Raw genomic sequence first — 22,656 nt, 5'->3', positions numbered from 1 at the left:
GTAAATGATCCGGGCGGCGGCACGATCCGGGCCACGAGCAAGATAGAGGCCATGCAGACACATCCGAACGTGCAGGCGGTGCAGGACGCGTTGAACACCGCCGACGCCCGGGACGGCTCCGGCGCCAGCTGCCGGGTGCGGCTGCTGCCCGACGCGGTGCACACCGCCGCTGCGGCAGCCGCCGCCCTTGAGATCGAGGTGGGGCAGATCGCCAACTCGTTGATCTTCGACGCGGACGGTGAGCCGCTGCTGGTGCTCACCTCGGGCGCACACCGGGTGGACACCGCGAAGGTCGCCGCCGACCTCGGCATCGACGCGCTCCGCCGGGCCACCCCCGAGTTCGTCCGGGAACACACCGGGCAGCCGATCGGCGGGGTCGCGCCGCTGGGCCATCCCAAGCCGGTCCGTACCCTGGTCGACGTGGCGCTGCAGCAGTACCCGGAGATCTGGGCGGCCGGCGGCGTACCCCGGGCGGTCTTCCCGACCACCTACGCCGAACTGCTACGCATCACCGCCGGCACCGCCGCCGAGGTGGCGTGAACGACCCGGTCGGCCGTACGGCCCCGGTGCCCGAGCTGGTCACGCTGCACGTCTGGCGCGTCCCCCGGCGACGGCTGCCGCGAGTGCTGGCCCGGATGGCCGTCGACGCCCGCCGGCTGCGGCGCGTCGACGGCGTACGGTTCGCCAAACTGCTCGGCACCGGGACCGGCACCGGGTTCGGGCCCACCGACGTCGACCCGACCCGGTGGGCGGCGCTGGTGGTGTGGGACGACCCGGCGACGGCGACCGGGTTCGACACCTCGCCGGTCGGGCAGGCGTGGCTACGGATCGCCGACGCGCGGGTCCGCGTCGACCTGCGGCCGCTGCACAGCCGGGGCCGCTGGTCCGGCATCACCCCGTTCGGTGGGCCGGGCGGTGGGCCGGGCGGTGGGCAGCCTGGCGCCGGGCGACCGGTGCTGGCGTTGACCCGGGCTCGGCTGCGGCCCGCGAAGGCGGTCACCTTCTGGCGGGCGGTGCCGCCGGTCGCCGCCGCACTGGCCGACGCCGACGGGCTGCGCTGCCGGTTCGGCGTCGGCGAGGCACCGCTCGGCTGGCAGGGCACCGTCAGCGTGTGGCGGGACACGGCGGATCTGACCCGGTTCGCGTACCGTCACCCGCAGCACCGGGCGGCCATCACCCGGACCCCGGTGACACAGTGGTACGCCGAGGAGCTCTTCGCCCGGTTCGAGGTGCTCGGTGTCGCCGGCGACCGGGCCGTGCTGGGCTGGGCCGGAGAGGACGAGGATGGGACATGCGGTGCTGGCGGCGGATGAGAGGCGGACCCCGATGAGGCTGGTGCCGTGGCTGCCGGACGACCTGCTGCGGCGGCTCGACGACGTGGTCACCGTGTACGGCGAGGCGATGAACTACCGGGCCGAGCTGTTGGAGGTACGCCGGGGCTACATCGCCACCCACGTACGGCGCCCCGGATTCCGGGCGGTCGCCACGCTCACCGCCGAAGGCGCGCTCGCCGGGTTCGGCTACGGCTACCGGTCGGCCGCCGGGCAGTGGTGGCACGACCAGGTACGCGGCGCGCTGCCGAAAACCGCCCGCGGCACCTGGCTTACCGACTGCTTCGAAGTGGTGGAGCTGCACGTGCACCCGCAGGCGCAGGGGCACGGAATCGGCGCGCACCAGCTGCGTACCCTGCTCGGGATGGCCGCCGGAGCGACCACCCTGTTGTCCACCCCGGAGGCCGACGAGCAGCGGTCCCGGGCCTGGCGGCTGTACCGGCGGTTCGGCTACGTCGACGTGTTGCGCAACTTCCACTTCCCCGGGGACGAGCGGGCCTTCGCGGTGCTCGGCCGCACCCTCCCGCTGCCCCACCCGCAGGTAGCACCGGCTGCGGGGGCCGGACCGACGACGGACCCGCAGCCGCGCCGGTCATGAGCGCACGACGGGTGCTGCCCTGGGCGATGTTGGCGCTGCTGGTGCTGGCCCAGATCGGCTACCCGCTGACCGGCGGCGGCACCCGGGCCGGGCTGACCGTCGCCACCGTGGTGATCGGCTTCGTCCTGTCGGTCGGCCACGCCTGGCTGACCCGGGGGCCGCGCAGCGCCGCCGCGCTGCTGCTGGTCACCACCGGCGGCGGGCTGGCGGTTGAGGCCTGCGGGGTGGCGACCGGGTTCCCGTTCGGCGGCTACGACTACGCCGGCACGCTCGGGCCGAAGCTGCTCGGCGTACCGGTGGTCATCCCGCTGGCCTGGACCTGGATGGCCTGGCCGGCATGGCTGGTCGCGGTGCGGCTGGTCCGCCCGGTGGTGGCCCGGATCGCCGTCGGCGCGGTCGCGCTGGCCGCCTGGGACCTCTTCCTCGACTCGCAGATGGTCACCGAAGGCCACTGGACCTGGCTGGACACCGACCCGGCGCTGCCCGGGGTGCCGGACGTCCCGGTCGGCAACTACCTGGGCTGGCTGGCCGTGGCGGCGGTGATGATGACGCTGCTGCAGCGTACCGCCGGGGTCGCCGCCCACTGTGCCGACGGGCCGGTGGACGCCCCGATGTACGCGCTGTACCTGTGGACGTACGCGTCGAGTCTGCTCGCCCACGCGGTGTTCCTCGGACTGCCCGCCTCGGCCGGCTGGGGCGGGCTCGGCATGGGGCTGGTGGCGGTGCCGTTCGCGGTGACACTGATCCGCTCGCGACGGGCGACCGGACCTGCTGGACGCCCGCCGAAGCAGGCGGCTGGACCTGCTGGACGCCCGCCACGGCGGGCGACATGACCTGGTGGACGGCGGCTACGGCGGGTGCGCTCGGCATCGTCGCGGTGCTGCTGGCGCTGACCGCGGCGACGCTGGTCAACACGCTGCGCTGGCTGCGCCGGCCCGGCCCGGCAGCCCGGGTGACCGAGCCGGTGTCGATTCTGCTGCCACTGCGTGACGAGGCCGAGCGGGTGGCTCCGTGCCTGCGGGCGCTGCTCGCCCAACGGCAGCTGACCGACTGGCGGATCGTGGTGCTCGACGACGGGTCGACCGACGGTACCGCCGAGGTGGTCGCCGAGGTGGCCGGCGACGACCCCCGGGTACGGCTGATCACCGGCGCGCCGCTGCCGGCCGGCTGGCTCGGCAAGCCGCACGCCTGCCAGCAGCTTGCCGACGCGGTCCCCGCCGCACCGGCCGGGGTGCTGGTCTTCGTGGACGCCGACGTGGTCCTCGCCCCAGGGGCGGTGGCCGCCGCCGTCGGCACCCTGCGGTCGGTGCCGGCGCAGCTGCTCAGCCCGTACCCGCGGATCGTCGCCGGGTCGGTCGGCGAGCGGCTGGTGCAGCCGCTGCTGCAGTGGAGCTGGTTGACGTTCCTGCCGCTGCGCGCGATGGAACGTTCGCCGCGTACCTCACTGGCCGCCGCCGGCGGGCAGTTCCTGCTGGTCGACCGGGACGTGTACCGGCGGGCCGGCGGGCACGCCGCCGTGCGGGACCAGGTGCTGGAGGACATCGGGCTGGCCCGTGCGGTCAAGCGGGCCGGTGGGCGGATCGCCCTGGCCGACGGTTCGGCGTTGGGGACCTGCCGGATGTACGGGTCCTGGCGGGAGTTGTCCGCCGGCTACACCAAGTCGCTGTGGGCGTCGCTGCCGTCGCCGGTCGGCGCGGCCGCCGTCGTGGCCGGACTGTTGACGTTGTACGCGGCCCCGCCGGTGTTCGGCGTCGTCGGGCTGGCCGGGCTGGCCGCCGGGGCCGGGCCGGCGGCGGCGGTGCTGGTCGCGGCCGGTGCCGTCGGGTACGGGCTGGGGGTGACCGGACGGGCGCTCACCGCCCGGGCCACCGGCGGCCGGGCGATGCCGGACGGATTGGCACATCCGGTCTCGGTCACGCTGCTCGGCTGGCTCGTGATCCGGTCCTACTATCTGCGCAAGCGACGGCGCCTCGCCTGGCGTGGTCGCCCGGTGGCCCTGCCCTGACCGGTGGCCCCTGCCCTGACCGGCGTGCCGTGCGGTCGCGCCGGAGCCGAACAGCTGTGAGGAGGAGCGCCGATGAGCCGGGTGGTGGTGATCGGCGCCGGGGTCGGCGGGTTGGCCGCCGCGATCCGGCTGGCCCACGGCGGGCACGACGTCACCGTCATCGAACAGGCCGACACCGTCGGCGGGAAACTGGCCCGCTGGACCCGGCAGACCCCCGCCGGTGCGTTCACCTTCGACACCGGGCCGAGCCTGCTGACCCTGCCGCAGGTCTTCGCCGACCTGTTCGACAGCACCGGCGAACCACTGGAGAAGGTGCTGGATCTGGTCGAGCTGGATCCGATCGTGCGGCACCGGTTCCCGGCAGGGCCCGGCGGACTGGGCGGGCGGCCCGACCCGCGCTGGCTCGACTCGTGCGCCGACCCGGCGGCGTTCACCGAACGGATCGCGGTGGCCTTCGGCGACGAGGCCGCCGACGACTGGCAGCGGGTGTGGCGGCGGGCCCGACGGATCTGGGACGCCTCCTGGCGGGACGTACTGCGCCGGGAGGTCGGCTCGCCGCTGGCAGTGGCGCGGATGGCGTACCGGCTCGGCGACCTGGCGGCGGTCGCGCCCGGCCGCAGCCTGCGCGGGATGCTGCGTCGCGAGGTCCGCGACCCGCGGCTGCGGACCCTGCTGGAGCGCTACGCCACCTACACCGGCGCGGACCCACGGCGGGCGCCGGCGGCGCTGCTCGCGGTGCCGTACGCCGAGTTGACCTTCGGCGGCTGGTACGTGCGGGGCGGGCTGGGGGCGCTCGCCGACGCGCTGCTGTCCCGCTGCCTGGACCTGGGCGTGGTGGTGCGTACCGGGTCGACGGTCACCGCGATCGACGCGGCCGGCGGCCGGGTGCACGGCGTCCGGGTAGCCGGCGAGACCCGTCCGGTGCCGGCCGACGTGGTGGTGGCCAACGTGGACGCGTCGCGGGTCTACCGGGAGCTGCTGCCGCACGCCCGGCGGCTGACCCGACTGGCCGACCGCAGCCTCGGCGGTTTCGTGCTGCTGCTCGGGGTGCGCGGCCGTACCCCGGAGCTGGCCCACCACACGGTGTTCTTCCCGCGCGACTACGACGCCGAGTTCGACGCGGTGTTCGGCGATCCGGGACGGGGTCGGCCGGCCCGGCCGGCCACCGACCCGACGATCTTCGTGACGGTCGCCGACGATCCGGCGGCCCGCCCGGACGGCCACGAGGCGTGGTTCGTGCTGGTCAACGCGGCCCGCCAGGACCTGTCGCTGGCCGGGGTGGACTGGCACCGGCCGGGTCTGGCCGACGCGTACGCCGATCAGGTGCTGCGGGTGCTGGCCGACCGGGGGGTGGACGTGCGGGACCGGCTGCTGTTCCGCGAGGTACGCACGCCGGCGGACCTGGCCGCGGCGACCGGCACCCCGGGCGGGTCGATCTACGGTACGGCCGGCGGGCTACTGCGGCCGGCGAACCGGGCACCGGCGGCCGGAATGTTCCTGGTCGGCGGGTCGGTGCACCCCGGTGGCGGGCTGCCGATGGTGACCCTGTCAGCGCAGATCGTCGCCGACCGGATCGGCCCGGCCGGCCGCTGAACCAACGCCCAGGACCGTCAGGCCAGGGCGCGGCGGACGGCGGTGAACAGTTGGCTGAGCCCGAACAGGCCGAGCAGCACCCAGACTGCGGTGGCCAGGGTGAGCACCCCGGCGGCGAGATCCGGCGCGATCAGCGCGGCGGCACCGGCCAGCAGCAGGCCGACCAGGGCGATGCTGACCCGGGTCGGTCGCTCCCCGACCGTCACCGCGCCGATCTCCCGCATGCCGGCCGCCGCCGCCCGGGCCCGCAGGTACTCGTGCAGCCAGGACAGCGTGCCGGCGGCGACGACCAGCAGGCCGGGGGCGCCGGCCAGCCAGAAACCGAGCAGCCAGAACGCCTCACCCGCCCGGTCGGCGAGCGAGTCGTAGACGTAGCCAAGCCGGGTGGTCCGGCCGGTGACCACGGCCAACGCGCCGTCGACGGTGTCGGCGACCGCGGCCAGCAGCACCAGACCGGCGGCGGCGAGCAGACCGGGCCCGCCGCGCGGGGCGAGCACCGGCACCCCGAGGCAGAGCAGCACTCCGGCGGCGGTGACCGCGGTCGGGCCGACCTTGGCCCGGCCGAGCAGGTCGGCGACGGCGTGCGCGGCGCGCAGCCAGTACCGCACCACCGGGGTGGCGGTGCGGGGGTCGAAACCGCCGTGCAGCCGTGCCCAGGTGACGGCGTAGTCCTGCCAGTTGAGCCGGGTCTCCACGACAGCTCAACCGCTGCGGGACGGCTCGGGTGGCGGGCCGGTCACGCCCGGGAGCCGGCGGCTACGTTGAGCCACACCTCACGGGTGGCCGTCGACCGGTTCATGGTGATGAAGTGCAGGCCCGGCACGCCCTCGTCGATCAGCCGCTGGCAGAGCTGGTTGGCCTGGTCGATGCCGAGCCGGCGGACCGCGTCGGCGTCGTCGGCGACCCGGGCGAACTGGGCGGCCAGCGCCGGCGGGAACGGGGCCCCGGACAGCTGTTCGGAACGCTCGATGGTCGCCAGTTTGGTGACCGGCATCACGCCGGGCAGGATCGGGGTGTCGCAGCCTGCCGCCGCGACCCGGTCCCGCAGCCGCAGGTAGTCGTCGGCGTCGAAGACCATCTGGGTGATCGCGAAATCCGCACCGGCCCGGCACTTGCGGACGAAGTACCGGGTGTCGGTGGCGATGTCCGGCGAGCGCGGATGTTTGTACGGGAAGGCGGCCACGCCGACGCTGAAGTCACCCGACTCACGGACCAGCCGGACCAGGTCCTCGGCGTAGCGCACCCCCTGCGGGTGGGCCACCCACTCCCCGGTCGGGTCGCCGGGCGGGTCGCCCCGCACGGCGAGGACGTTACGCACCCCGGCACCGGCCAGCCGGCCGATGACGTTGCGCAGCTCGGCGACCGAATGGTCGACGGCGGTCAGGTGCGCCATCGGCAGCAGGGTCGTCTCGGTGGCGATCCGTTCGGTGAGGTCGACCGTGGTGTCCCGGGTGGTGCCACCGGCGCCGTAGGTGATCGACACGAACGACGGCCGCAGCGGCTCCAGCTCGCGGACCGCCTGCCAGAGCAACTGCTCGCCGGCGGGGGTCTTCGGCGGGAAGAACTCGAACGAGAAGGTCGGCTGGCCGGCGCGGATCAGCTCCCCGATCGACGGCTGCGAGCCGGGGAGTACGGACGGTAGACCGAGAGCCACGCAGCCGACTGTACCGGGTGGCCTGCGGGCGGCGCATCGACCAGCCGATAGCGTCAGGGAGTGGCAGACAGCATCACGGTCGCGCCGACCGACCGGGCCGACCTGCGTCGACGTGTCGACCGGGCGTTGGCCGACTTCCTCCAGGGCCGGCGACGCTGGCTGGGCGACGTCGACGAGGCGCTGCTGCCGGTGGCCGCGGCGATCGAGGACTTCGTGCTCGGCGGCGGCAAACGGCTGCGGCCGGCGTTCGGCTACTGGGGTTACCGGGGAGCCGGCGGCGGCGACTCACCCGAGGTGGTCGCGGCCCTGGCGGCGCTGGAGTTCGTGCAGGCCAGCGCCCTGATCCACGACGATCTGGTGGACGGTTCGGACACCCGGCGCGGCGAGCCGTCGATCCACCGGCGGTTCGCCGCGCACCACCGGCGCAGCGGGTGGCGCGGGCCGGCGGACGGCTTCGGTGCCTCGGCGGCGGTGCTGCTGGGCGATCTGTGCCTGGTCTGGTCCGACGAGCTGCTGCACGGTGCCGGGCTGACCGACGGGATGCTGCGGCGGGCCCGGCCGGTCTTCGACGAGATGCGCACCGAGGTCACCGTCGGGCAGTACCTGGACGTGCTCACCCAGTTCACCGGCGACACCTCGGTGCACCGGGCCACCCAGGTGGCCCGGCTCAAGTCGGCGAAGTACACCGTGGAGCGGCCGCTGCTGCTGGGCGCGGCGTTGGCCGACGCGCCGGCCGCCGTCGCCGCCGGCTACTCCGGGTACGGGTTGCCGCTCGGTGAGGCGTTCCAGCTGCGCGACGACGTACTCGGGGTGTTCGGCGATCCGGCGCTCACCGGCAAGCCGGCCGGCGACGACCTGCGGGAGGGCAAACGTACCTTCCTGGTGGCGTCGGCGTACCGGACGACGTCGCCGGCCGGGCGGGCGTTGCTGGACGACCGGCTCGGTGATCCGGCGCTCGACGCCGACGGGATCGAACGGCTGCGCGAGGTGATCGTCGCCAGTGGCGCGTTGGCCGTCACCGAGGCACGGATCACCGAGCTGACCGAGCGGGCGTTGACCGCGCTGGGGCCGGTGCCGGTCGAGCCCGAGGCCGGGCAGGTGCTCCGGGATCTGGCGGTGGCGGCGACCACCCGTACCGGCTGACCGCCGCCCACGCCAGACCGGCTCAGCTCAGCCGGTAACTGTTGGCGAAGTTGTTCGGGCTGCACGTGTTGAGCCGGTTGGTCACCAGGTCGTAGGTGTACCCGGACGGGACGGTGCAGGTGGAGATGTTGTCCCTGGGCAACCGCAGCCGGTAGCTGTTGGCGAACATGTCGAACCTTTCCCTTGACAATCCTCCCCGCACTAAGGGACGGGGATTCCCTGGGTCGCCCCAGGGGGTTCCTGCTTCGCCGACGACCGCCCCGTCCGAGAGGAGGACTCCCGGTGAGGTCTTACACCGCCTCCACAGGCAATCACGGAGAGCCCCTCCGCGAGAATGTTGCGGGCCGCGTTGACGTCCCGGTCATGGGCCTGCCCGCACCGGCAGGTCCACGACCGGACCGCCAACGGCATCCGGCCAGCCAGTTCGCCGCAGTCCGAGCACAGTCGGGTCGACGGGAACCAGCGGTCCACGACCACCAGATCGCGGCCGTACCAGTCCGTTTTGTACTCCAGCATGCTGCGGAACTGCCGCCAGGCCGCGTCGGAGATGGCGCGGGCCAGACGGTGGTTGGCCATCATGGTGCGGACGGTCAGGTCCTCGATCCCGATCGTTTGGGTTTCACGAACGAGCCGGGTGGTCAACTTGTGCAGGTGGTCGCGGCGGCGGTCGGCGATCCGGGCATGAACCCGGGCCACCGACAGCCGGGCCTTGGCCCGGTTCGCCGAGCCTTTGGCCTTGCGTGCGAGGTTCCGCTGGGCGCGGGCCAGCCGCCGCCGGTCACGGCGTTCATGTCTCGGGTTGGGGATCTTCTCCCCGGTGGACAGGGTGAACAGGCTGTCGAGGCCGGCGTCGACCCCCACCACGGCAGTGGTGGCCGGGGCCGGCTCGATCCGGTCCTCGCAGAGCAGGGAGACGAACCAGCGGCCCGCCGGGTCCTGCGACACCGTCACCGTCGACGGCGCCGCACCCTCCGGCAACGGTCGGGACCACACGATGTCCAACGGATCGGACATCTTCGCCAGGGTCAGCCGACCGTCGCGCCACCGGAACGCGCTGGCGGTGTACTCCGCCGACCGCCGCGACCGCTTCCTCGACTTGAACGTCGGGTACCGGGCCCGTTTCGCCCAGAAGTTGGCGAACGCGGTCTGCAGGTGCCGCAGCGCCTGCTGCAGAGGGACGCAGGAGACGTCGTTGAGGAACGCCAGGTCGTCGGTCTTCTTCCACCCGGTGAGCATCGCCGACGTGGCGTTGTAGGTGACCCGTTCCCGACGCAGGGTCCACGCCTCGCTGCGGGCGGCCAGCGCCAGGTTGTAGACCAGCCGGACACAACCGAACGTCCGGGCGAGCTCGGCGGCCTGCCCGGGGGTGGGGTAGAAGCGGTACTTGAACGGGTCTACGCATTTGATCGGGGTGAGGTGGTCGCTTGACCGCGTTGCGTGACGGCAACTGGTTGCAGACAGTGAGGCTCGGTCTGGCCGGGTCGGGCGTGTCGTAACGCAGGCGTACCCGCGACATCCAAGATCATGGTTCTTGTCTAGGGAATCATGATGAGTGGAAGGTCGCGGGTACGTGGTTCAGGATACTGCCGTGGACGCCCTGTTCGGGTTGACGGGTGTGCGGGTCGTCGAGGTCGACACCGAACCCGACGACAGCGTGACGGTGTATGTCCAGACGGCGGTGACCGTGGTGTGTCCCGGCTGCGCGACACCGGCGAAGCGGATCAAGGAACGCGTCACCGGCCGGATATGCGATGTGCCCTACGGTGGCCGCCGGGTCCGGGTGGTGTGGTGGAAACAGCGCTGGTCATGCCTGAACGAAGACTGTCCACGAAGAAGTTTCACCGAGTCCGTGACGGATCTGCCGACGCGTTCGCGGGTGACGCCCCGACTGCGGCAGTCCTGCGCACGGTCGATCAGTGACTCCGGGCGCACCGTCGCCGAGGTCGCCGCCAGTCACGGGGTGTCCTGGCACACCGCGCACGACGCGTTCACCGCCACCGTCGATCCGGTACTGGCCGGCGAACCGGAACCGGTCACCGACCTCGGGATCGACGAGGTCCGCCGGGGCCGTCCCCGGCTGGCCGCCGACCCGGACACCGGCCGGACACGGCAGATCGCCGACCGGTGGCACACCGGCTTCACCGACCTGTCCGGACCACAGGGACTACTCGGCCAGGTCGAAGGCCGCCGCACCGCCGACGTCACCGCCTGGCTCGAACAGCGGGACCCGGCCTGGCTGGCCGGAATCCGCACGGTGTCGATCGACATGTGCCCCGCGTTCCGCGCCGCCGTCCGCAAGACACTGCCCCACGCCCTGCTGTGCGTGGACCCGTTCCACCTGGTCCAACTCGCCAACAGGATGCTCACCACCGTCCGGTGGCGCATCGTCAGGAACAAGTACGGCCGTCGGGGCCGTAAGACCGACCCCGAGTACGGCATCAAACGACTCCTGACCCGCAACCGGGAGGACCTGTCCCCGACACAACTCGCGAAGCTGTGGAACACCATGGCCGACGACCCGACGCTGACCGATCTGCACCTGGCCTGGATCACGAAGGAACACCTCCGCGACCTGCTCGCCCTACGGATAACCCGCAGCCACACCACTCCCGCGCCCAGCCTCGTGCGCGACCGCTGGGCCAGCCTGTTGACCTGGTGCGCCGACCACGCCCACGTCGACGAGATCGCCGCGTTCGCCCGTACCCTCGACATGTGGCGCGACGAGATCGTCAACGCCGTCCTCACCGGCGCGTCCAACGCCGGCAGCGAAGGCATCAACCGGATCCAGAAACTCGACGCCCGCGCCGCGTTCGGCTACCGCAACCCCGACAACCAACGCCGCCGCGCCCGAACAGCGACCCGACGACCCCGCAAACGATCACCCAACGCAATCAGCCGCAATCGACTCTGGGTAACCGGACCACAACACCACCCCGGCTAAATGCGAAGACCCACTTGAACGCCCGCTTCACGGTCCTGGACACAGTCCACAGTCTAGCGATTCGGTCGTGAGCCGTGGGGTCGCGTGTGGGGTGGACGCCGATCCGCCTTGGCGGCGGATCGGCTTTCCCTGTCCTGCTCCGCAGGGGTTCCGTTTCCTCCCCGGCCGCAACGCCGGAGTATCCACGGAAGGCATCCGATGATAGATTTCTCCCCTTCGGGCAGAACAGAACGGGGGTATAGGCAGGTTCGCGCGACCGCAGTACGGACGATAGACGATCAGATGACGTAAATCAATGCGTCACATCGTGACGGACTTTGCCGTAAACAAATCGGTTGAATTGCATAGCAGTTTCCGGTCAGTGCTCGTCTCTGCCGGTGTCCCCGGGCCGGCGCCCCGGACGCCGCCGCAGCCGGGCGAGCAGCCAGTCGCCCTCGCCGGCCGCCGGGGTGCGCTGCACGCCACGCCGCCCCAGCCAGACCCACACCGAGAGGGTGAACAGCACCATCGTGAATCCGAACAGCAGATCCTCGACCGGCGCGTACGCGATCCGCAGCCCGACGATGGCGGCCGGGTCGTAGCGCACGATGGCACGGCCGGTCAGGATCCCGTTGGAGAGCAACTGGAAGCCGACGATGATCGGGTAGGTCGCCCAGAAGACCGCCCGCAGCACCAGTCGGGTGCGCAGCACCACGAGGTCGACCAGCACGGCGGCCACCACCCCGAGCAGCGCGGCGACGGTGTAGCTCACCGGACTCGCCGCCGGCCGGCATCGGCCCCGTCGCCGCCCCGACTGCGGTCGGCCTCGTCGCCCGCCGGCCGGTGGTCGGCCTCGTCGCCGGCCGACCAGCGGTCGTCGGGGCGGCGTGGGCGGCCGGGCGGGGTACGCACCGCGCGGACCGCCTCGAACCCCAGCACCGTGCAGATCGGCACGACCACGAAGAACAGCAGCTCGTCCAGTGGCAGCCGGCCGGGCAGCAGCACACCGGTGGTCTGGGCGGGGTCGAAACTCCAGTGCCCGGCGGCGATCGCGGCCAGGTCCCAGGCTGCGAAGACCACCACCACCGCCAGCAGGGTCAAAGACAGCCGACGCCACCGGCGGAGCACGTTGACCCGCAGCACCGGCTCCAGCCAGATCGCGGCGAACAGGCAGCCGGCCAGCACCGCCAGGTAGCTGAGCTGACCCATGCCGGTTAGAAACCCTCGGCCTGTGCCCGACGTTTCACCTCGCGGGCGCGGTCGCCGCCGAGCGCCGTCGCGGGCGTGCCGGGCAGCGAGTCGTCCGGCCGGTACAGCCAGCCCAGCATCTCCTCGTCGGAGAAGCCGGCGTCGTGCAGCAGGGTCAGGATGCCGGGCAGGTGCTTGCGTACGGTGTGGTTGGCCACCAACTCGGCCGGCACCCGGCGGACCCCGTCGCGGCGGACGGCGAGCAGCTCCCGGTCCCGGATCATCTGGTGGACCTTGCTGATCGTCACGTCGAGGCGTTCGGCGACATCGGGCAGGGTCAGCCAACCGGCCGGCTCGCCGACGGTCACCGGCCCGGTCCCACCGGGGGCCGGCGGCGCTGGGGTCGAGGCGGGATCTGTCACGTCACCACCCTGCCACGCACCAGCCCCGCCGGCACCACTGACCCCGTCCTGGCGCGCCAGGGGCCCGTCCGGTTGCGCCGCGCCGGGTCGCCGTTCGGTGGGCCTGGGCGGGTTGCCAGTTGGTTGCCGTGCGCTGCCGGCAGGTAACGGTTTGGCCCGGTTCGGCGGACCCGGCCTGATCGGAGTTCTGCCCTCCCCCTGCGGCCGCATAGACTGCCTGCCGATGGACACACAGGTCGCCGACTCGCTGCTGGGCTCGTTGATCGACGGGCGGTACCGGATCCGTGCCCGGGTGGCGCGGGGTGGCATGGCGACCGTGTACACGGCGACCGACGAACGGCTCGAGCGCACCGTCGCGCTGAAGATCATCCATCCGACCCAGCTCAACGACGTGCAGGGTCGCGATGCCGGGTTCCTCGACCGGTTCACCGACGAGGCCAAGACCATCGCCCGGCTGACCCACCCCAACGTGGTCGCCGTCTACGACCAGGGCACCCACCTCGGGCTGCCGTACCTGGTGATGGAGTACGTCCGGGGCCGGACGCTGCGCGACGTGCTGGCCGAGCGACGGCGGCTCAACCCGGGCGAGGCGCTGGCGATCCTGGAGCAGATGCTGGCAGCGATCGGTGCCGCCCACCGGGCCGGCCTGGTGCACCGCGACGTCAAACCCGAAAACGTGCTGGTCGCCGAGGCGCCGACCGGCGGCGCCGGGAACCTGATCGACAGCGTCGTGAAGGTCGCCGATTTCGGCCTGGCCCAGGCGGTGCAGGCCAGCGCCGAGGCCGGCGGCGGTCAACTGATGGCCACCGTGGCGTACGTGGCGCCGGAGCTCGTCACCCAGGGCCGGGCCGATCCGCGTACCGACGTCTACTCGGCGGGCATCGTGCTGTTCGAGATGCTCACCGGTCGGGTGCCCTACGACGGTGACCGCCCGGCGGAGGTCGCCTGGCAGCACGTCGACCAGGACGTGCCACCGCCGTCGCAGTCGGTGCCGGGTGTCCCGGCGATGGTCGACGACCTGGTCGTGCGGGCAACCCGCCGGGATCCGGGTGAACGCCCCACCGACGCCGGAGCGCTGCTGTCCGACGTCCAGGTGGTCCGCGACGATCTCGGCAACGCGAGCGCCAATACGGCGGTGCTGCGCCAACTGGCGCAGCCCACGATGGCGGTCTCGCCGGTGCCGGAGGCCGAGCGCCCGTCCTGGGCCCGACTGCCGGAGCCGAAGGACCGACGGGACCGGTCGGCACCGCGCCGACGGGCCGCCTCCAGCACCGTGGTCCGCTCGGCCGCCGCCGGTGGGCCACCGGTGATGGCCAGCGGCGGAGCCGACCCGGCTCCCGGCCGGCGGCGCAGCACCGAGCGGAGCCGGGCGAAGAGCACCGAGCAGCCCGGCGGCGCAGGCCTGGGCGGGCTGCGGGACCGGCTGGTGGAGAACCCGCGGGCCCGGCTGGCGGCGATCGCCGGGGCGCTGGTGTTCCTGCTGCTACTCGGGGTCGGCGGCTGGTGGCTCGGGGCCGGCCGGTACACCGTCGCGCCCAGCATGGTCGGCCTCGACCAGGCGCAGGCACAGGCACTGGCCGCGCAGCGCGGCCTCACGATCAGCGTCGCCGACCCCCGGCACGACGAGAACGTCGCCCGGGATCTGGTGCTGGCCCAGGATCCGCCCAGCAACGGCCGGATCGTCCGCGGCGGCGAGATCACCCTGACCTTCTCCCTCGGTCCCGAGCGCTACGCGGTGCCCGACGTGGTCGGCAAGACGCTCGACCTGGCCCGGGTCGACCTGGAGAAGGCGCAGCTGGTGTTGGAGCAGGCGGCCGACCGGTACGACGACAACCTGCCCGCCGGCGTGGTGGCCGCCGTCGACCCGCCGGTCGGCACCGAGGTGCAGGCCGGCGAGGTGGTGAAGGTGACGGTCAGCAAGGGCCGGGCCCCGATCACCGTGCCCAACGTAGTGGGGCTCGACGTCGACGAGGCCCGGCGGATGCTGGAGGAGCTCAAGCTCGAGCCGCTGGTCGCCTCCGAGGAGTCGGACAAGCCGAAGGACCAGGTCATCGGTCAGGAGCCGGCGGACGGCGCCGGGGTGGAAGAGGGTACGGAGATCAAGCTCAGGGTGAGCGAGGGCCCGCCGGCGGTCGTCGTGCCGAGGATGATCGACCGGCCCTGTCAGGAGGCGCTGGCCGAACTGCAGGGCCTGGGCTTCCCGGTCCGGGTCGACTTCAACCCCAACGGCACGGTCCGCTACCAGAGCCCCAACGACGGGTCCGAGGTGCCGCCCGGCACCGAGATCGTGATCGGCTGTCTCTGAGATGTCGGTCGACGGTTCCGCCGGGCACCGGCCGGTCGGCTCGCACACGCCCACCTCGGGCGGGCTGGCCCGAGCCGCGCTGCCGTACGCCGACGCGGCCGCCTCCGAGGTGGTGCAGGTGTACATCGGCAACTCGCGCGGCTGGGCGATGCCCGACGGCGACCCGGCCCAGGACGTGGCGTTCCGCGACGGCTGCGCCGAGCGTGGGCTGCGCGCGTACATCCACGCCTCGCTGCTGGTGAACCTCGGATCGCCGACCGCCGCCACGGTGGAACGCTCTGCCGCGACCCTGGCGCACGCGCTGCGCCGGGGCCGGGCGATCGGCGCCGAGGCGGTCATCTTCCACGCCGGCAGCGCCGTCGACGACGGGTACGCCGACACCGCTATGCGGCAGGTCCGCGAGGCGCTGCTGCCGTTGCTGGACGCCGCCGAGGCCGCCGACGGACCGATGCTGCTGGTCGAGCCGAGCGCCGGCGGCGGCCGGTCGCTGGCGTCCCGGGTGGAGCATCTGCGGCCGTACCTCGCCGCGGTGGACTGGCATCCCCGGATGGGCGTCTGCTTCGACACCTGCCACGCGTGGGCCGCCGGGCACGACGTGGCCGGCCCGGGTGGCATGACCGCGACGATCGACGCGCTGGTCGACGCCGTCGGGGCGGACCGGCTGCGGCTGGTGCACGCCAACGACTCCCGCGACGGTTGCGGGTCCACCCGGGACCGGCACGAGACGATCGGCGCGGGCATGATCGGCGAGGCGGCGTTCGCCGAGCTGATGCGGCATCCGGCCACTGCCGGCGTGCCGGTGCTGGTCGAGACGCCGAGCGAGAAGCACGTCGGGCACGCCGCCGACGTCGCGACGCTGCGTCGCCTGGTCGAGGCGGCGACTGTGCGCTAGCGGCGCAGAATGGCGCCGAGCACCTCGCCCGCCCGGTCCACCGCCGTGTCGTCGACGTCCAGGTGGGTGACCAGCCGGGCGGCGGTCGGCCCGAGCACCGACACCAGCACCCCGTCGGCCCGGGCCGCCTCGGCCAGTGCCGGGGCGTCCAGCGTGGTCTTGGTCAGATCGAGACCGACGATGTTGCTGCGCACCTGGTCCGGGCACGCCACACCGTACGGCTCCAACGCCTGCGCCAGTCGGGCCGCCCGCACATGGTCGTCGGCGAGCCGGTCCACGTGGTGCGCCAGGGCGTACCGCCCGGCGGCGGCGAGCACCCCGGCCTGACGCATCCCGCCGCCCATCCGCTTACGCAGGACGCGGGCGGCCGCGACCCGCTCGGCGCTGCCGACCAGCACCGAGCCGACCGGTGCGCCGAGCCCTTTGGACAGGCACACCGAGACGGTGTCGAACAACGCGCCGTAGTCGGCCAGCGGCACGCCGTCGGCGACGTGGGCGTGCCAGATCCGGGCACCGTCGCAGTGCAGCGCCACCCCGGCCGCGGCGGTCACCTCGCGGAGGCGGCGCAGCACCGGCGTACCGATGATCTGCCCGCCGGAGCGGTTGTGGGTCTGCTCGACGGCGACCGCCCGGGTCGGCACCGCGCCGAAGCCGGCCGGCCGGATCATCGCCGCGACCAGGTCCGGGTCCGGGTCACCGCCGGCGGCCGGCCAGGTCCGCGAGGAGATCCCGCCGTACGCCGCCGCAGCACCGACCTCGTAGGTGACCACGTGTGCGTCGGCGTCGCAGAGCAACTCGCCGCCGGGCGGCACCAGGGTCTGCAGGGCGACCTGGTTGGCCATCGAACCGGTCGGGGCGAACAGTCCGGCCTCGTGCCCGAACATCGCCGCGACCTCGGACTCCAGCGCGTTGACCGTCGGATCCTCGCCGTACACGTCGTCGCCGACCTCGGCGGCGGCCATCGCCGCCCGCATCCCCGGCGTCGGCCGGGTGACGGTGTCCGACCGCAGGTCGACCACCGGCCCGGCGGCGCTGCCGAGCGGGGTCGGCTCAGCCACGGAGCATCTCCGCGACCAGGAAGGCCAGCTCCAGGGACTGCTGGGTATTGAGCCGCGGATCGCAGGCGGTCTCGTAGCGGTCCGGCAGGTGGATGTCCTCGATCGCCTGGGCGCCGCCGAGGCACTCGGTGACGTCCTCACCGGTCAACTCGACGTGCAGACCACCGGGGTGGGTCAGCAGGCCCCGGTGCACCTCGAAGTAGCCGAGCACCTCGTCGACGATCCGGTCGAAGTGTCGGGTCTTGTAGCCGTTGGACGACTCGTGGGTGTTGCCGTGCATCGGGTCGCACTGCCACACCACCCGGGCACCGGCGGCGGTGACCTTCTCCACGATCGGCGGCAGCGCGTCGCGGACCTTGTGGTTGCCCATCCGGCTGATCAGCGTGAGCCGGCCGGGGATGTTGTCCGGGTTGAGCTTCTCGCACAGCTCGAGGGCCTGCTCGGGGCTGGTGCCCGGGCCCAGCTTGACGCCGATCGGGTTGGCGATGCGGGAGATGAAGTCGATGTGCGCGCCGTCGATCTGCCGGGTCCGCTCGCCGACCCACAGAAAGTGCCCGGACAGTCCGTAGGGGCGGTCACCGGAGATCCGGGTCAGCGCCCGGTCGTACTCCAGCGCGAGCGCCTCGTGCGAGCAGTAGAGGGTGACGGTCCGCAACGCCTCGTCGTCGGTCATCCCGCAGGCCTGGATGAACGCCAACGCCCGGTCGATCTCCCGGGCGATCGCCTCGTAGCGTTCGCCGGCCGGGGACCGCTTGACGAACCCCTTGTTCCAGTCGTGCACCGCGTGCAGGTCGGCCAGCCCACCGGCGAGGTAGGCGCGGAGCATGTTCATCGCGGCGGCGGAGTTGGCGTACGCCCGGATCATCCGCTGCGGATCGGCGATCCGGGCCTGGGCCGTGGTGTCCAGCGAGTTGATCATGTCGCCGCGGTACGCGGGCAGCCCGAGCGCGTCGGTCGGCGCGGATCGGGGCTTGGTGTACTGACCGGCGACCCGGGCCACCTTGACCACCGGCAGCGACGCGCCGTACGTCAGCACCACCGCCATCTGCAGGATGGTACGGGCGTTGGCCAGCAGGTGGCTCTCGGTGTTGTCGGTGAAGGTCTCGGCGCAGTCGCCGCCCTGCAGCAGGAAGGCCTTGCCGTCACAGACCAGCGCCAGCCGCTCCCGCAACTGGTCGACCTCGTACGGGGCGACCACCGACGGGACGTTGCCCAGCACCTGGCACACCTCGTCGACGACGGCCGGATCCGGCCAGGGCGGTGTCTGTGCCCGGGGCAGGCCACGCCACCGGTCCAGTCCGAACGCCTCGTCCTCGACCGAGTTGGCGGCGGGACGGCTGGTCTGCAGGCTCGGGTGCCCGACCGACGGGTAGCTCAACTGATGCCATTCTTGGCCCATGGCCAAAGCCTAGACCGGCGGCGCGGCGACGGACCCGCCGGCCGGGCCGGCACCGGGCTCACCCCGCCGGGGCGGTGCCGGGCTCGCCCGCCGGGGCGGGAGGTGGTCCGCTAGCCGGGGCGGTGCCGGCACCGCTGGGCTGGTCCGTCGGCGCCGTTGTCTCGTCGTGGATGCACCAGTCGCCGTCACCGGCGCCGACCGGCGTCACGGTGAACACGAGACGGACCTGGATCGTCTCAGGCCCGGCCCGGAGCGTGGTGGATCCGACGGCAGCGGTGACGGTGGCGGTGACCTCGTGGCCGACCGGGACCGGCCGGGAAGCCACGATCTCCCCCTGCTCCACCATCAACGACTCGGCGAAGTCGCCGTTGGGGCCGGTGGCGCTCGCGTCGAAGATCTCCTGAGTCGCGGCGCAGAGTTGGGCGCGCCCTTTGTCGAGGTCCTTGGCGACCATCGCGTCGAGGTAGTCCTGCACGAGCCGCCGGGACTCTTCGGCACCAATAGGCACGTCCGTCCCGGTCGGTTCCGGCTGTGGTTGCGGGCTGACGGTGCAGCCGGTGGCCGTCGATATCAGCAGGGCCAGGGTGCCGACGGCCATGCCGCAGGCTGGTAGCGACCTGGTCCGCATCCGCAGCGCGCTGGTCCGCATTCGATCCCTCCCGTGCCGCTGGCCGATGTCGCGGCAGGCCGCCGTCACCAGCCGCCGAGTCTACGACCGGACCGGCGGAAACTGATCCGTCATGGGATTGACATGCCGTCAACACAGTCGTAGCTTCCTTGTCGAATCGCTTCGTCGAAGCGTTTCGACAACCAAGTCGCCCCCTTCACCGATCAGCCGCGTTCGAGCCCCCGCCGCCAGCGGGCGGCCTCACCGCGGTCCGTGACCTTCACCCGACCCCTGTCCCCGTGGCGGCGCCCGCACCGCGCCGCCCCTGCGGCACACCCGCGAGGAGGCTGGAAATGTTCCGTCGACAGATAACAAGCACCCGCACCCTGATAGCCGCCGCACTCACCGCTACCGCCCTGACCCTGTCGGCCTGCGGCGCCGATGCCGACGACAGCGGCGACGGCAGCACCCTGCGCCTGTGGCACTACGAAGGCGTCAACAGCGCCATGGGCATCGCCTGGGCCGAAGCCATCAAGCAGTTCGAGGCCAGCCATCCCGGCGTCACCGTGGTCTACGAGGAGAAGGGCTTTGAGCAGATCCGGCAGAACGCCGGCATGATCCTCAACTCCGACGAGGGCCCGGACATCCTGGAGTACAACAAGGGCAACGCGAGCGCCGGTCTGCTGTCCAAGCAAGGCCTGCTCACCGACCTCAGCGACGTGGTGGCCGAACGCGGCTGGGACGAGATGATCTCGCCGAGCGTCGCCACCACCTGCAGGTACGACGGCAACGGGGTGATGGGTGGCGACACCTGGTACGGCATCCCCAACTACGGCGAATTCGTGATGGTCTACTACAACAAGGACATGTTCGCCGAGTACGACCTGTCGGTGCCGACCACCTTCGCCGAGTTCGAAGGCGTCCTGGACACCTTCGTCGACAACGGCGTCACTCCGATCTCGGTCGGCGGCGCCGAGTACCCGGCCCAGCAGATCCTCTACGAGTTGGCGTTGACCCGGGCCGACCGGTCCTTTGTCGACGACTTCCAGCTGTACGCCAACCCGGTCGACTTCCACGGTCCGGAGTTCAGCTACGCGGCCACCACGTTCGCCGAGTGGGTCGACAAGGGCTACATCGGCGCCGACTCCGCCGGCATCAAGGCCGAGGACATGGGCGTCGCCTTCACCCAGGGCAGCTTCCCGATCATGATCTCCGGCAGCTGGTGGTACGGCCGGATGAGCGACGAGATCACCGACTTCGAGTGGGGCACCTTCCTCTTCCCCGGCAGCGACCTGCACCCCGGCTCCGGCGGAAACATCTGGGTGGTGCCGAGCAACGCCAAGAACAAGGACCTCGCCTACGACTTCATCGACATCACCATGCAGCCGGACATCCAGAACCTGCTCGGCGAGTCCGGCGGGGTGCCGCTGGCCGCGGACCCGGCCGCGATCACCAACCCGAAGGCCAAGGAGCTGATCGAGAACTTCAACACGCTCAACGACTCCGACGGGCTGGCCTTCTACCCGGACTGGCCGGCACCGGGCTACTACGACGTCCTGGTCGCCGGGGTCCAGCAGCTGATCAACGACAGCAAGTCACCGGACGAGGTGCTCGACGAGATCGCCAAGCCGTACAACGACAACCTGGCCAGCATCGGCGAGTGAGCGACGACCGCGCGTCGGGGACGCCGGTCCCCGACGCACGGTCCGCTCCGGGAGGTTCCATGGCTAAGCCGCTCACCCGCCCCCACCCCCGCGCCGGCACCGGCGTTCGGAAGGCGGACTACGGATACGTCGCCTTCCTGCTGCCCGGGATCGCGCTGTTCCTCGCCGTGATCGTCGTGCCACTGCTGATGAACATCGGGATCAGCTTCACCCGCTGGTCCGGTGTCGGGACGCCGGAGTGGATCGGGTTCGACAACTACGATCGGCTGCTGCGCGACACCAACTTCTGGGTCTCGTTCCGCAACATCGGGTTCATCATCCTCGCGATGGCGGTGCTGCCGACGCTGCTCGGCCTGTTCCTCGCCGCGGTCCTGTTCGACTACGTGGCCAAACGCATCGGCCCACGTACGGCCAGCGTCTTCCGGTCCGGCCTCTACCTGCCGCAGGTGCTGCCGGTCGCGGTGACCGGCATTGTCTGGGGCTGGATCCTGCACCCCAGCTACGGCGCGCTGAACTCGATCCTGGACCGCGTCGGCCTTGGCGCCCTCGCCCAGAACTGGCTCGGCGACCCGGCCTACGCCCTGTTCAGCGTCATGGCGGTGATGGTCTGGTTCCAGCTCGGCTACCCGGTCGTGATGTTCATGGCCGGCCTGCAGCGGGTCGATCCGGAACTCTACGAGGCGGCCGATCTCGACGGTGCCGGCTGGTTCCAGCGCTTCACCCGGATCGCGGTGCATCAGATCAAGCCGGAGATCTACGTCGTACTGGTCACCACCACCATCGCCGCGCTGAAGATCTTCGGGCAGATCTTCGTGCTGACCCGGGGTGGTCCAGGCAACGCCACCCTGGTGCCGTCGTACTTCGCCTACCAGAACTTCTTTGAGAAGGCCAACGCCGGATACGGCGCGGCGATCGCCACCGTACTGACCGTCATCATCATGATACTGACCTATGTGTTCCTGCGGATCCAGACCCGCGATGAGCGCCTGGAAGGGAGCTGAGATGGTCGCCGCCACCCCACCTGCCCGGCGCGGCCGGCCCGGCCGGCTGACCGCGTCGACCGTCCTGACCGCATTGACCGTGCTCACCCTGCTGGTGCTGGCGCCGTTCCTGGTTGTGGCCCTCAACGCGGTCAAGGCGCCGGCCGAGTACGCCGCGGATGGTCCACTCTCGCTACCCGGTGAGCTCTACCTGCGCGGCATCGTCGACTTCTGGTTCCGGGTCGACTTCGGCGAGAAGCTGTGGAACAGCTTCCTGATCAGCGCCACGGTCGCCGTACTAGCGGTGCTGATCTCGGTGCTCAACGCGTACGCTATCGGGATCGGTCGCCTGCGGGGTCGGATCGCGTTCCTGATGTTCTTCCTGCTGGCCAACCTGCTGCCGCAGGAGGCGCTGGTCTACCCGCTCTACTATTTGTCCAAACAGGTTGGTCTGTACAACAGCCGGATCGCCGTCATCATCATCTTCACCGCGATCCAGGCGGCGTTCGGCACCTATCTGCTCTCCTCGGTGTTCCGGGACTTCCCGCGACAGTTGCTGGAGGCCGCCGCGATGGACGGGGCGGGCAAGTGGCGGGTGCTGTGGAAGGTGGTGGTGCCGACCAGCTGGCCGACCCTGTCGGTGCTGTTCACCTTCTTTTTCATCTGGACCTGGAACGAGTTCTTCCTGCCGCTGATCTTCCTGATCTCCAACGACAAGCAGACGGTTCCGGTCGCGCTCGGCGTCCTGCAGGGAGACCGGATGATGGACGCCACCACCACCAGCGCGTCAGCGCTGCTCGGCATCGTGCCGGCGGTGCTGTTCTTCCTGATCTTCCAGCGCACCCTGACCCGGGGTGTGATGGCCGGCGCGGTCAAGTAGGACCTGACCCGAGAGAG

23 protein-coding genes are annotated in these 22,656 nt (G+C 71.9%); 13 read left to right on the top strand and 10 right to left on the bottom strand.

The genetic code is table 11. The features are described 5' to 3' along the window. The first annotated feature begins 51 nt into the window (after positions 1-51). The 6 genes from O7543_RS00545 to crtI all read left to right on the top strand — a co-directional run bounded on the left by O7543_RS00545 (position 52) and on the right by crtI (position 5,527). Positions 52-540, top strand: a complete 489-nt coding sequence (locus tag O7543_RS00545) for a YbaK/EbsC family protein (RefSeq protein ID WP_281550697.1) — start codon at positions 52-54, stop codon at positions 538-540. Next, positions 537-1,313, top strand: a complete 777-nt coding sequence (locus tag O7543_RS00540; RefSeq protein WP_281550698.1) for a monooxygenase — start codon at positions 537-539, stop codon at positions 1,311-1,313. The genes O7543_RS00545 and O7543_RS00540 overlap by 4 nt, the downstream gene beginning before the upstream one ends. 13 nt (positions 1,314-1,326) lie before the next feature. Beyond that, on the top strand, positions 1,327-1,929 hold the full coding sequence (locus O7543_RS00535) for a GNAT family N-acetyltransferase (RefSeq protein ID WP_281550699.1): 603 nt from the start codon (positions 1,327-1,329) through the stop codon (positions 1,927-1,929). Continuing rightward, on the top strand, positions 1,926-2,762 hold the full coding sequence (locus O7543_RS00530) for a carotenoid biosynthesis protein (protein ID WP_281550700.1): 837 nt from the start codon (positions 1,926-1,928) through the stop codon (positions 2,760-2,762). The genes O7543_RS00535 and O7543_RS00530 overlap by 4 nt, the downstream gene beginning before the upstream one ends. Continuing rightward, positions 2,759-3,934, top strand: a complete 1,176-nt coding sequence (locus O7543_RS00525) for a glycosyltransferase family 2 protein (RefSeq protein WP_281550701.1) — start codon at positions 2,759-2,761, stop codon at positions 3,932-3,934. Before O7543_RS00530 ends, O7543_RS00525 begins: the two co-directional genes overlap by 4 nt. 72 nt (positions 3,935-4,006) lie before the next feature. Next, on the top strand, positions 4,007-5,527 hold the full coding sequence (crtI, locus tag O7543_RS00520) for a phytoene desaturase family protein (protein ID WP_281550702.1): 1,521 nt from the start codon (positions 4,007-4,009) through the stop codon (positions 5,525-5,527). A 17-nt stretch (positions 5,528-5,544) separates the two neighbouring features. Here the strand turns inward: crtI and O7543_RS00515 are convergent, their stop codons facing one another. Further along, positions 5,545-6,222, bottom strand: coding sequence for a CDP-alcohol phosphatidyltransferase family protein (locus O7543_RS00515; protein WP_281550703.1), 678 nt, complete (start codon positions 6,220-6,222; stop codon positions 5,545-5,547). Positions 6,223-6,263: 41 nt separating this feature from the next. Then, positions 6,264-7,181 carry a methylenetetrahydrofolate reductase [NAD(P)H] gene (metF, locus tag O7543_RS00510; RefSeq protein WP_281550704.1) on the bottom strand — a complete coding sequence of 306 codons (918 nt, stop codon included), beginning with the start codon at positions 7,179-7,181 and terminating at the stop codon, positions 6,264-6,266. A gap of 60 nt (positions 7,182-7,241) precedes the next feature. On the opposite strand from metF, the gene O7543_RS00505 reads away from it, so the two are divergent. Then, positions 7,242-8,324, top strand: a complete 1,083-nt coding sequence (locus O7543_RS00505) for a polyprenyl synthetase family protein (RefSeq protein ID WP_281550705.1) — start codon at positions 7,242-7,244, stop codon at positions 8,322-8,324. 22 nt (positions 8,325-8,346) lie between these two features. Here the strand turns inward: O7543_RS00505 and O7543_RS00500 are convergent, their stop codons facing one another. Beyond that, complete coding sequence (locus O7543_RS00500; RefSeq protein ID WP_281550706.1) at positions 8,347-8,493, bottom strand: hypothetical protein; 147 nt, start codon at positions 8,491-8,493, stop codon at positions 8,347-8,349. Between the two features lie 32 nt (positions 8,494-8,525). Further along, entirely contained in the window at positions 8,526-9,731 is a 1,206-nt protein-coding gene (locus O7543_RS00495; RefSeq protein ID WP_281555637.1) for an RNA-guided endonuclease TnpB family protein, read from the bottom strand. 181 nt (positions 9,732-9,912) lie between these two features. On the opposite strand from O7543_RS00495, the gene O7543_RS00490 reads away from it, so the two are divergent. Further along, positions 9,913-11,265, top strand: coding sequence for an ISL3 family transposase (locus O7543_RS00490; RefSeq protein WP_281550707.1), 1,353 nt, complete (start codon positions 9,913-9,915; stop codon positions 11,263-11,265). Positions 11,266-11,623: 358 nt separating this feature from the next. Here O7543_RS00490 and O7543_RS00485 read toward each other — a convergent pair whose 3' ends face one another. Genes O7543_RS00485 through O7543_RS00475 form a run of 3 tightly spaced genes read right to left on the bottom strand, consistent with a single transcriptional unit; the run spans position 11,624 to position 12,854 of the window. Continuing rightward, positions 11,624-12,016, bottom strand: a complete 393-nt coding sequence (locus O7543_RS00485) for a lycopene cyclase domain-containing protein (protein WP_281550708.1) — start codon at positions 12,014-12,016, stop codon at positions 11,624-11,626. Then, positions 12,013-12,453 carry a lycopene cyclase domain-containing protein gene (locus O7543_RS00480; RefSeq protein WP_281550709.1) on the bottom strand — a complete coding sequence of 147 codons (441 nt, stop codon included), beginning with the start codon at positions 12,451-12,453 and terminating at the stop codon, positions 12,013-12,015. The genes O7543_RS00485 and O7543_RS00480 overlap by 4 nt, the downstream gene beginning before the upstream one ends. Positions 12,454-12,458: 5 nt before the next feature. After that, positions 12,459-12,854 carry an Rv2175c family DNA-binding protein gene (locus tag O7543_RS00475; RefSeq protein WP_281550710.1) on the bottom strand — a complete coding sequence of 132 codons (396 nt, stop codon included), beginning with the start codon at positions 12,852-12,854 and terminating at the stop codon, positions 12,459-12,461. Positions 12,855-13,077: 223 nt separating this feature from the next. On the opposite strand from O7543_RS00475, the gene pknB reads away from it, so the two are divergent. After that, complete coding sequence (gene pknB, locus O7543_RS00470) at positions 13,078-15,159, top strand: Stk1 family PASTA domain-containing Ser/Thr kinase (protein ID WP_281550711.1); 2,082 nt, start codon at positions 13,078-13,080, stop codon at positions 15,157-15,159. A gap of 1 nt (position 15,160) precedes the next feature. Further along, on the top strand, positions 15,161-16,051 hold the full coding sequence (locus O7543_RS00465) for a deoxyribonuclease IV (RefSeq protein ID WP_281550712.1): 891 nt from the start codon (positions 15,161-15,163) through the stop codon (positions 16,049-16,051). Here O7543_RS00465 and O7543_RS00460 read toward each other — a convergent pair. From O7543_RS00460 to O7543_RS00450, 3 genes are read right to left on the bottom strand one after another with little or no spacing between them, the layout of a single operon-like run. Further along, positions 16,048-17,070 carry a GntG family PLP-dependent aldolase gene (locus O7543_RS00460; protein ID WP_281555638.1) on the bottom strand — a complete coding sequence of 341 codons (1,023 nt, stop codon included), beginning with the start codon at positions 17,068-17,070 and terminating at the stop codon, positions 16,048-16,050. The two genes, O7543_RS00465 and O7543_RS00460, sit on opposite strands and share 4 nt — an antisense overlap. Before the next feature lie 31 nt (positions 17,071-17,101). Further along, the gene (locus O7543_RS00455) at positions 17,102-18,508 is read right to left on the bottom strand and encodes a 3-deoxy-7-phosphoheptulonate synthase class II (protein WP_281550713.1); all 1,407 of its coding nucleotides are present in this window, start codon (positions 18,506-18,508) and stop codon (positions 17,102-17,104) included. Between the two features lie 58 nt (positions 18,509-18,566). Then, positions 18,567-19,157, bottom strand: coding sequence for a hypothetical protein (locus O7543_RS00450; protein ID WP_281550714.1), 591 nt, complete (start codon positions 19,155-19,157; stop codon positions 18,567-18,569). A gap of 311 nt (positions 19,158-19,468) precedes the next feature. Here O7543_RS00450 and O7543_RS00445 point away from each other — a divergent pair, with 311 nt between their 5' ends. From O7543_RS00445 to O7543_RS00435, 3 genes are read left to right on the top strand one after another with little or no spacing between them, the layout of a single operon-like run. Next, positions 19,469-20,779, top strand: a complete 1,311-nt coding sequence (locus tag O7543_RS00445; protein WP_281550715.1) for an extracellular solute-binding protein — start codon at positions 19,469-19,471, stop codon at positions 20,777-20,779. A 59-nt stretch (positions 20,780-20,838) separates the two neighbouring features. Further along, positions 20,839-21,780 (top strand): sugar ABC transporter permease, encoded by a 942-nt coding sequence (locus O7543_RS00440; RefSeq protein ID WP_281550716.1) that lies wholly within the window; start codon positions 20,839-20,841, stop codon positions 21,778-21,780. Next, positions 21,758-22,639 (top strand): carbohydrate ABC transporter permease, encoded by an 882-nt coding sequence (locus O7543_RS00435; protein ID WP_281550717.1) that lies wholly within the window; start codon positions 21,758-21,760, stop codon positions 22,637-22,639. The genes O7543_RS00440 and O7543_RS00435 overlap by 23 nt, the downstream gene beginning before the upstream one ends. Positions 22,640-22,656 lie beyond the last annotated feature (17 nt).

This window comes from Solwaraspora sp. WMMA2080, from assembly GCF_027497395.1.
GTDB lineage: Bacteria > Actinomycetota > Actinomycetes > Mycobacteriales > Micromonosporaceae > Micromonospora_E.
The sequence above is the reverse complement of the archived record's forward strand: the minus strand, read 5'-3'. Positions and strand labels throughout refer to the sequence as shown.

Bases quoted from the DNA above. Each gene is read 5' to 3' on its own strand.
- O7543_RS00545 (WP_281550697.1), top strand. From the start codon at position 52: ATGCAGACACATCCGAACGTGCAGGCGGTGCAGGACGCGTTGAACACC.
- O7543_RS00535 (WP_281550699.1), top strand. From the start codon at position 1,327: ATGAGGCTGGTGCCGTGGCTGCCGGACGACCTGCTGCGGCGGCTCGAC.
- O7543_RS00530 (WP_281550700.1), top strand. From the start codon at position 1,926: ATGAGCGCACGACGGGTGCTGCCCTGGGCGATGTTGGCGCTGCTGGTG.
- O7543_RS00525 (WP_281550701.1), top strand. From the start codon at position 2,759: ATGACCTGGTGGACGGCGGCTACGGCGGGTGCGCTCGGCATCGTCGCG.
- crtI (WP_281550702.1), top strand. From the start codon at position 4,007: ATGAGCCGGGTGGTGGTGATCGGCGCCGGGGTCGGCGGGTTGGCCGCC.
- O7543_RS00500 (WP_281550706.1), bottom strand. From the start codon at position 8,493: ATGTTCGCCAACAGCTACCGGCTGCGGTTGCCCAGGGACAACATCTCC.
- O7543_RS00480 (WP_281550709.1), bottom strand. From the start codon at position 12,453: ATGGGTCAGCTCAGCTACCTGGCGGTGCTGGCCGGCTGCCTGTTCGCC.
- pknB (WP_281550711.1), top strand. From the start codon at position 13,078: ATGGACACACAGGTCGCCGACTCGCTGCTGGGCTCGTTGATCGACGGG.
- O7543_RS00465 (WP_281550712.1), top strand. From the start codon at position 15,161: ATGTCGGTCGACGGTTCCGCCGGGCACCGGCCGGTCGGCTCGCACACG.
- O7543_RS00455 (WP_281550713.1), bottom strand. From the start codon at position 18,508: ATGGGCCAAGAATGGCATCAGTTGAGCTACCCGTCGGTCGGGCACCCG.
- O7543_RS00450 (WP_281550714.1), bottom strand. From the start codon at position 19,157: ATGCGGACCAGCGCGCTGCGGATGCGGACCAGGTCGCTACCAGCCTGC.
- O7543_RS00445 (WP_281550715.1), top strand. From the start codon at position 19,469: ATGTTCCGTCGACAGATAACAAGCACCCGCACCCTGATAGCCGCCGCA.
- O7543_RS00440 (WP_281550716.1), top strand. From the start codon at position 20,839: ATGGCTAAGCCGCTCACCCGCCCCCACCCCCGCGCCGGCACCGGCGTT.
- O7543_RS00435 (WP_281550717.1), top strand. From the start codon at position 21,758: ATGAGCGCCTGGAAGGGAGCTGAGATGGTCGCCGCCACCCCACCTGCC.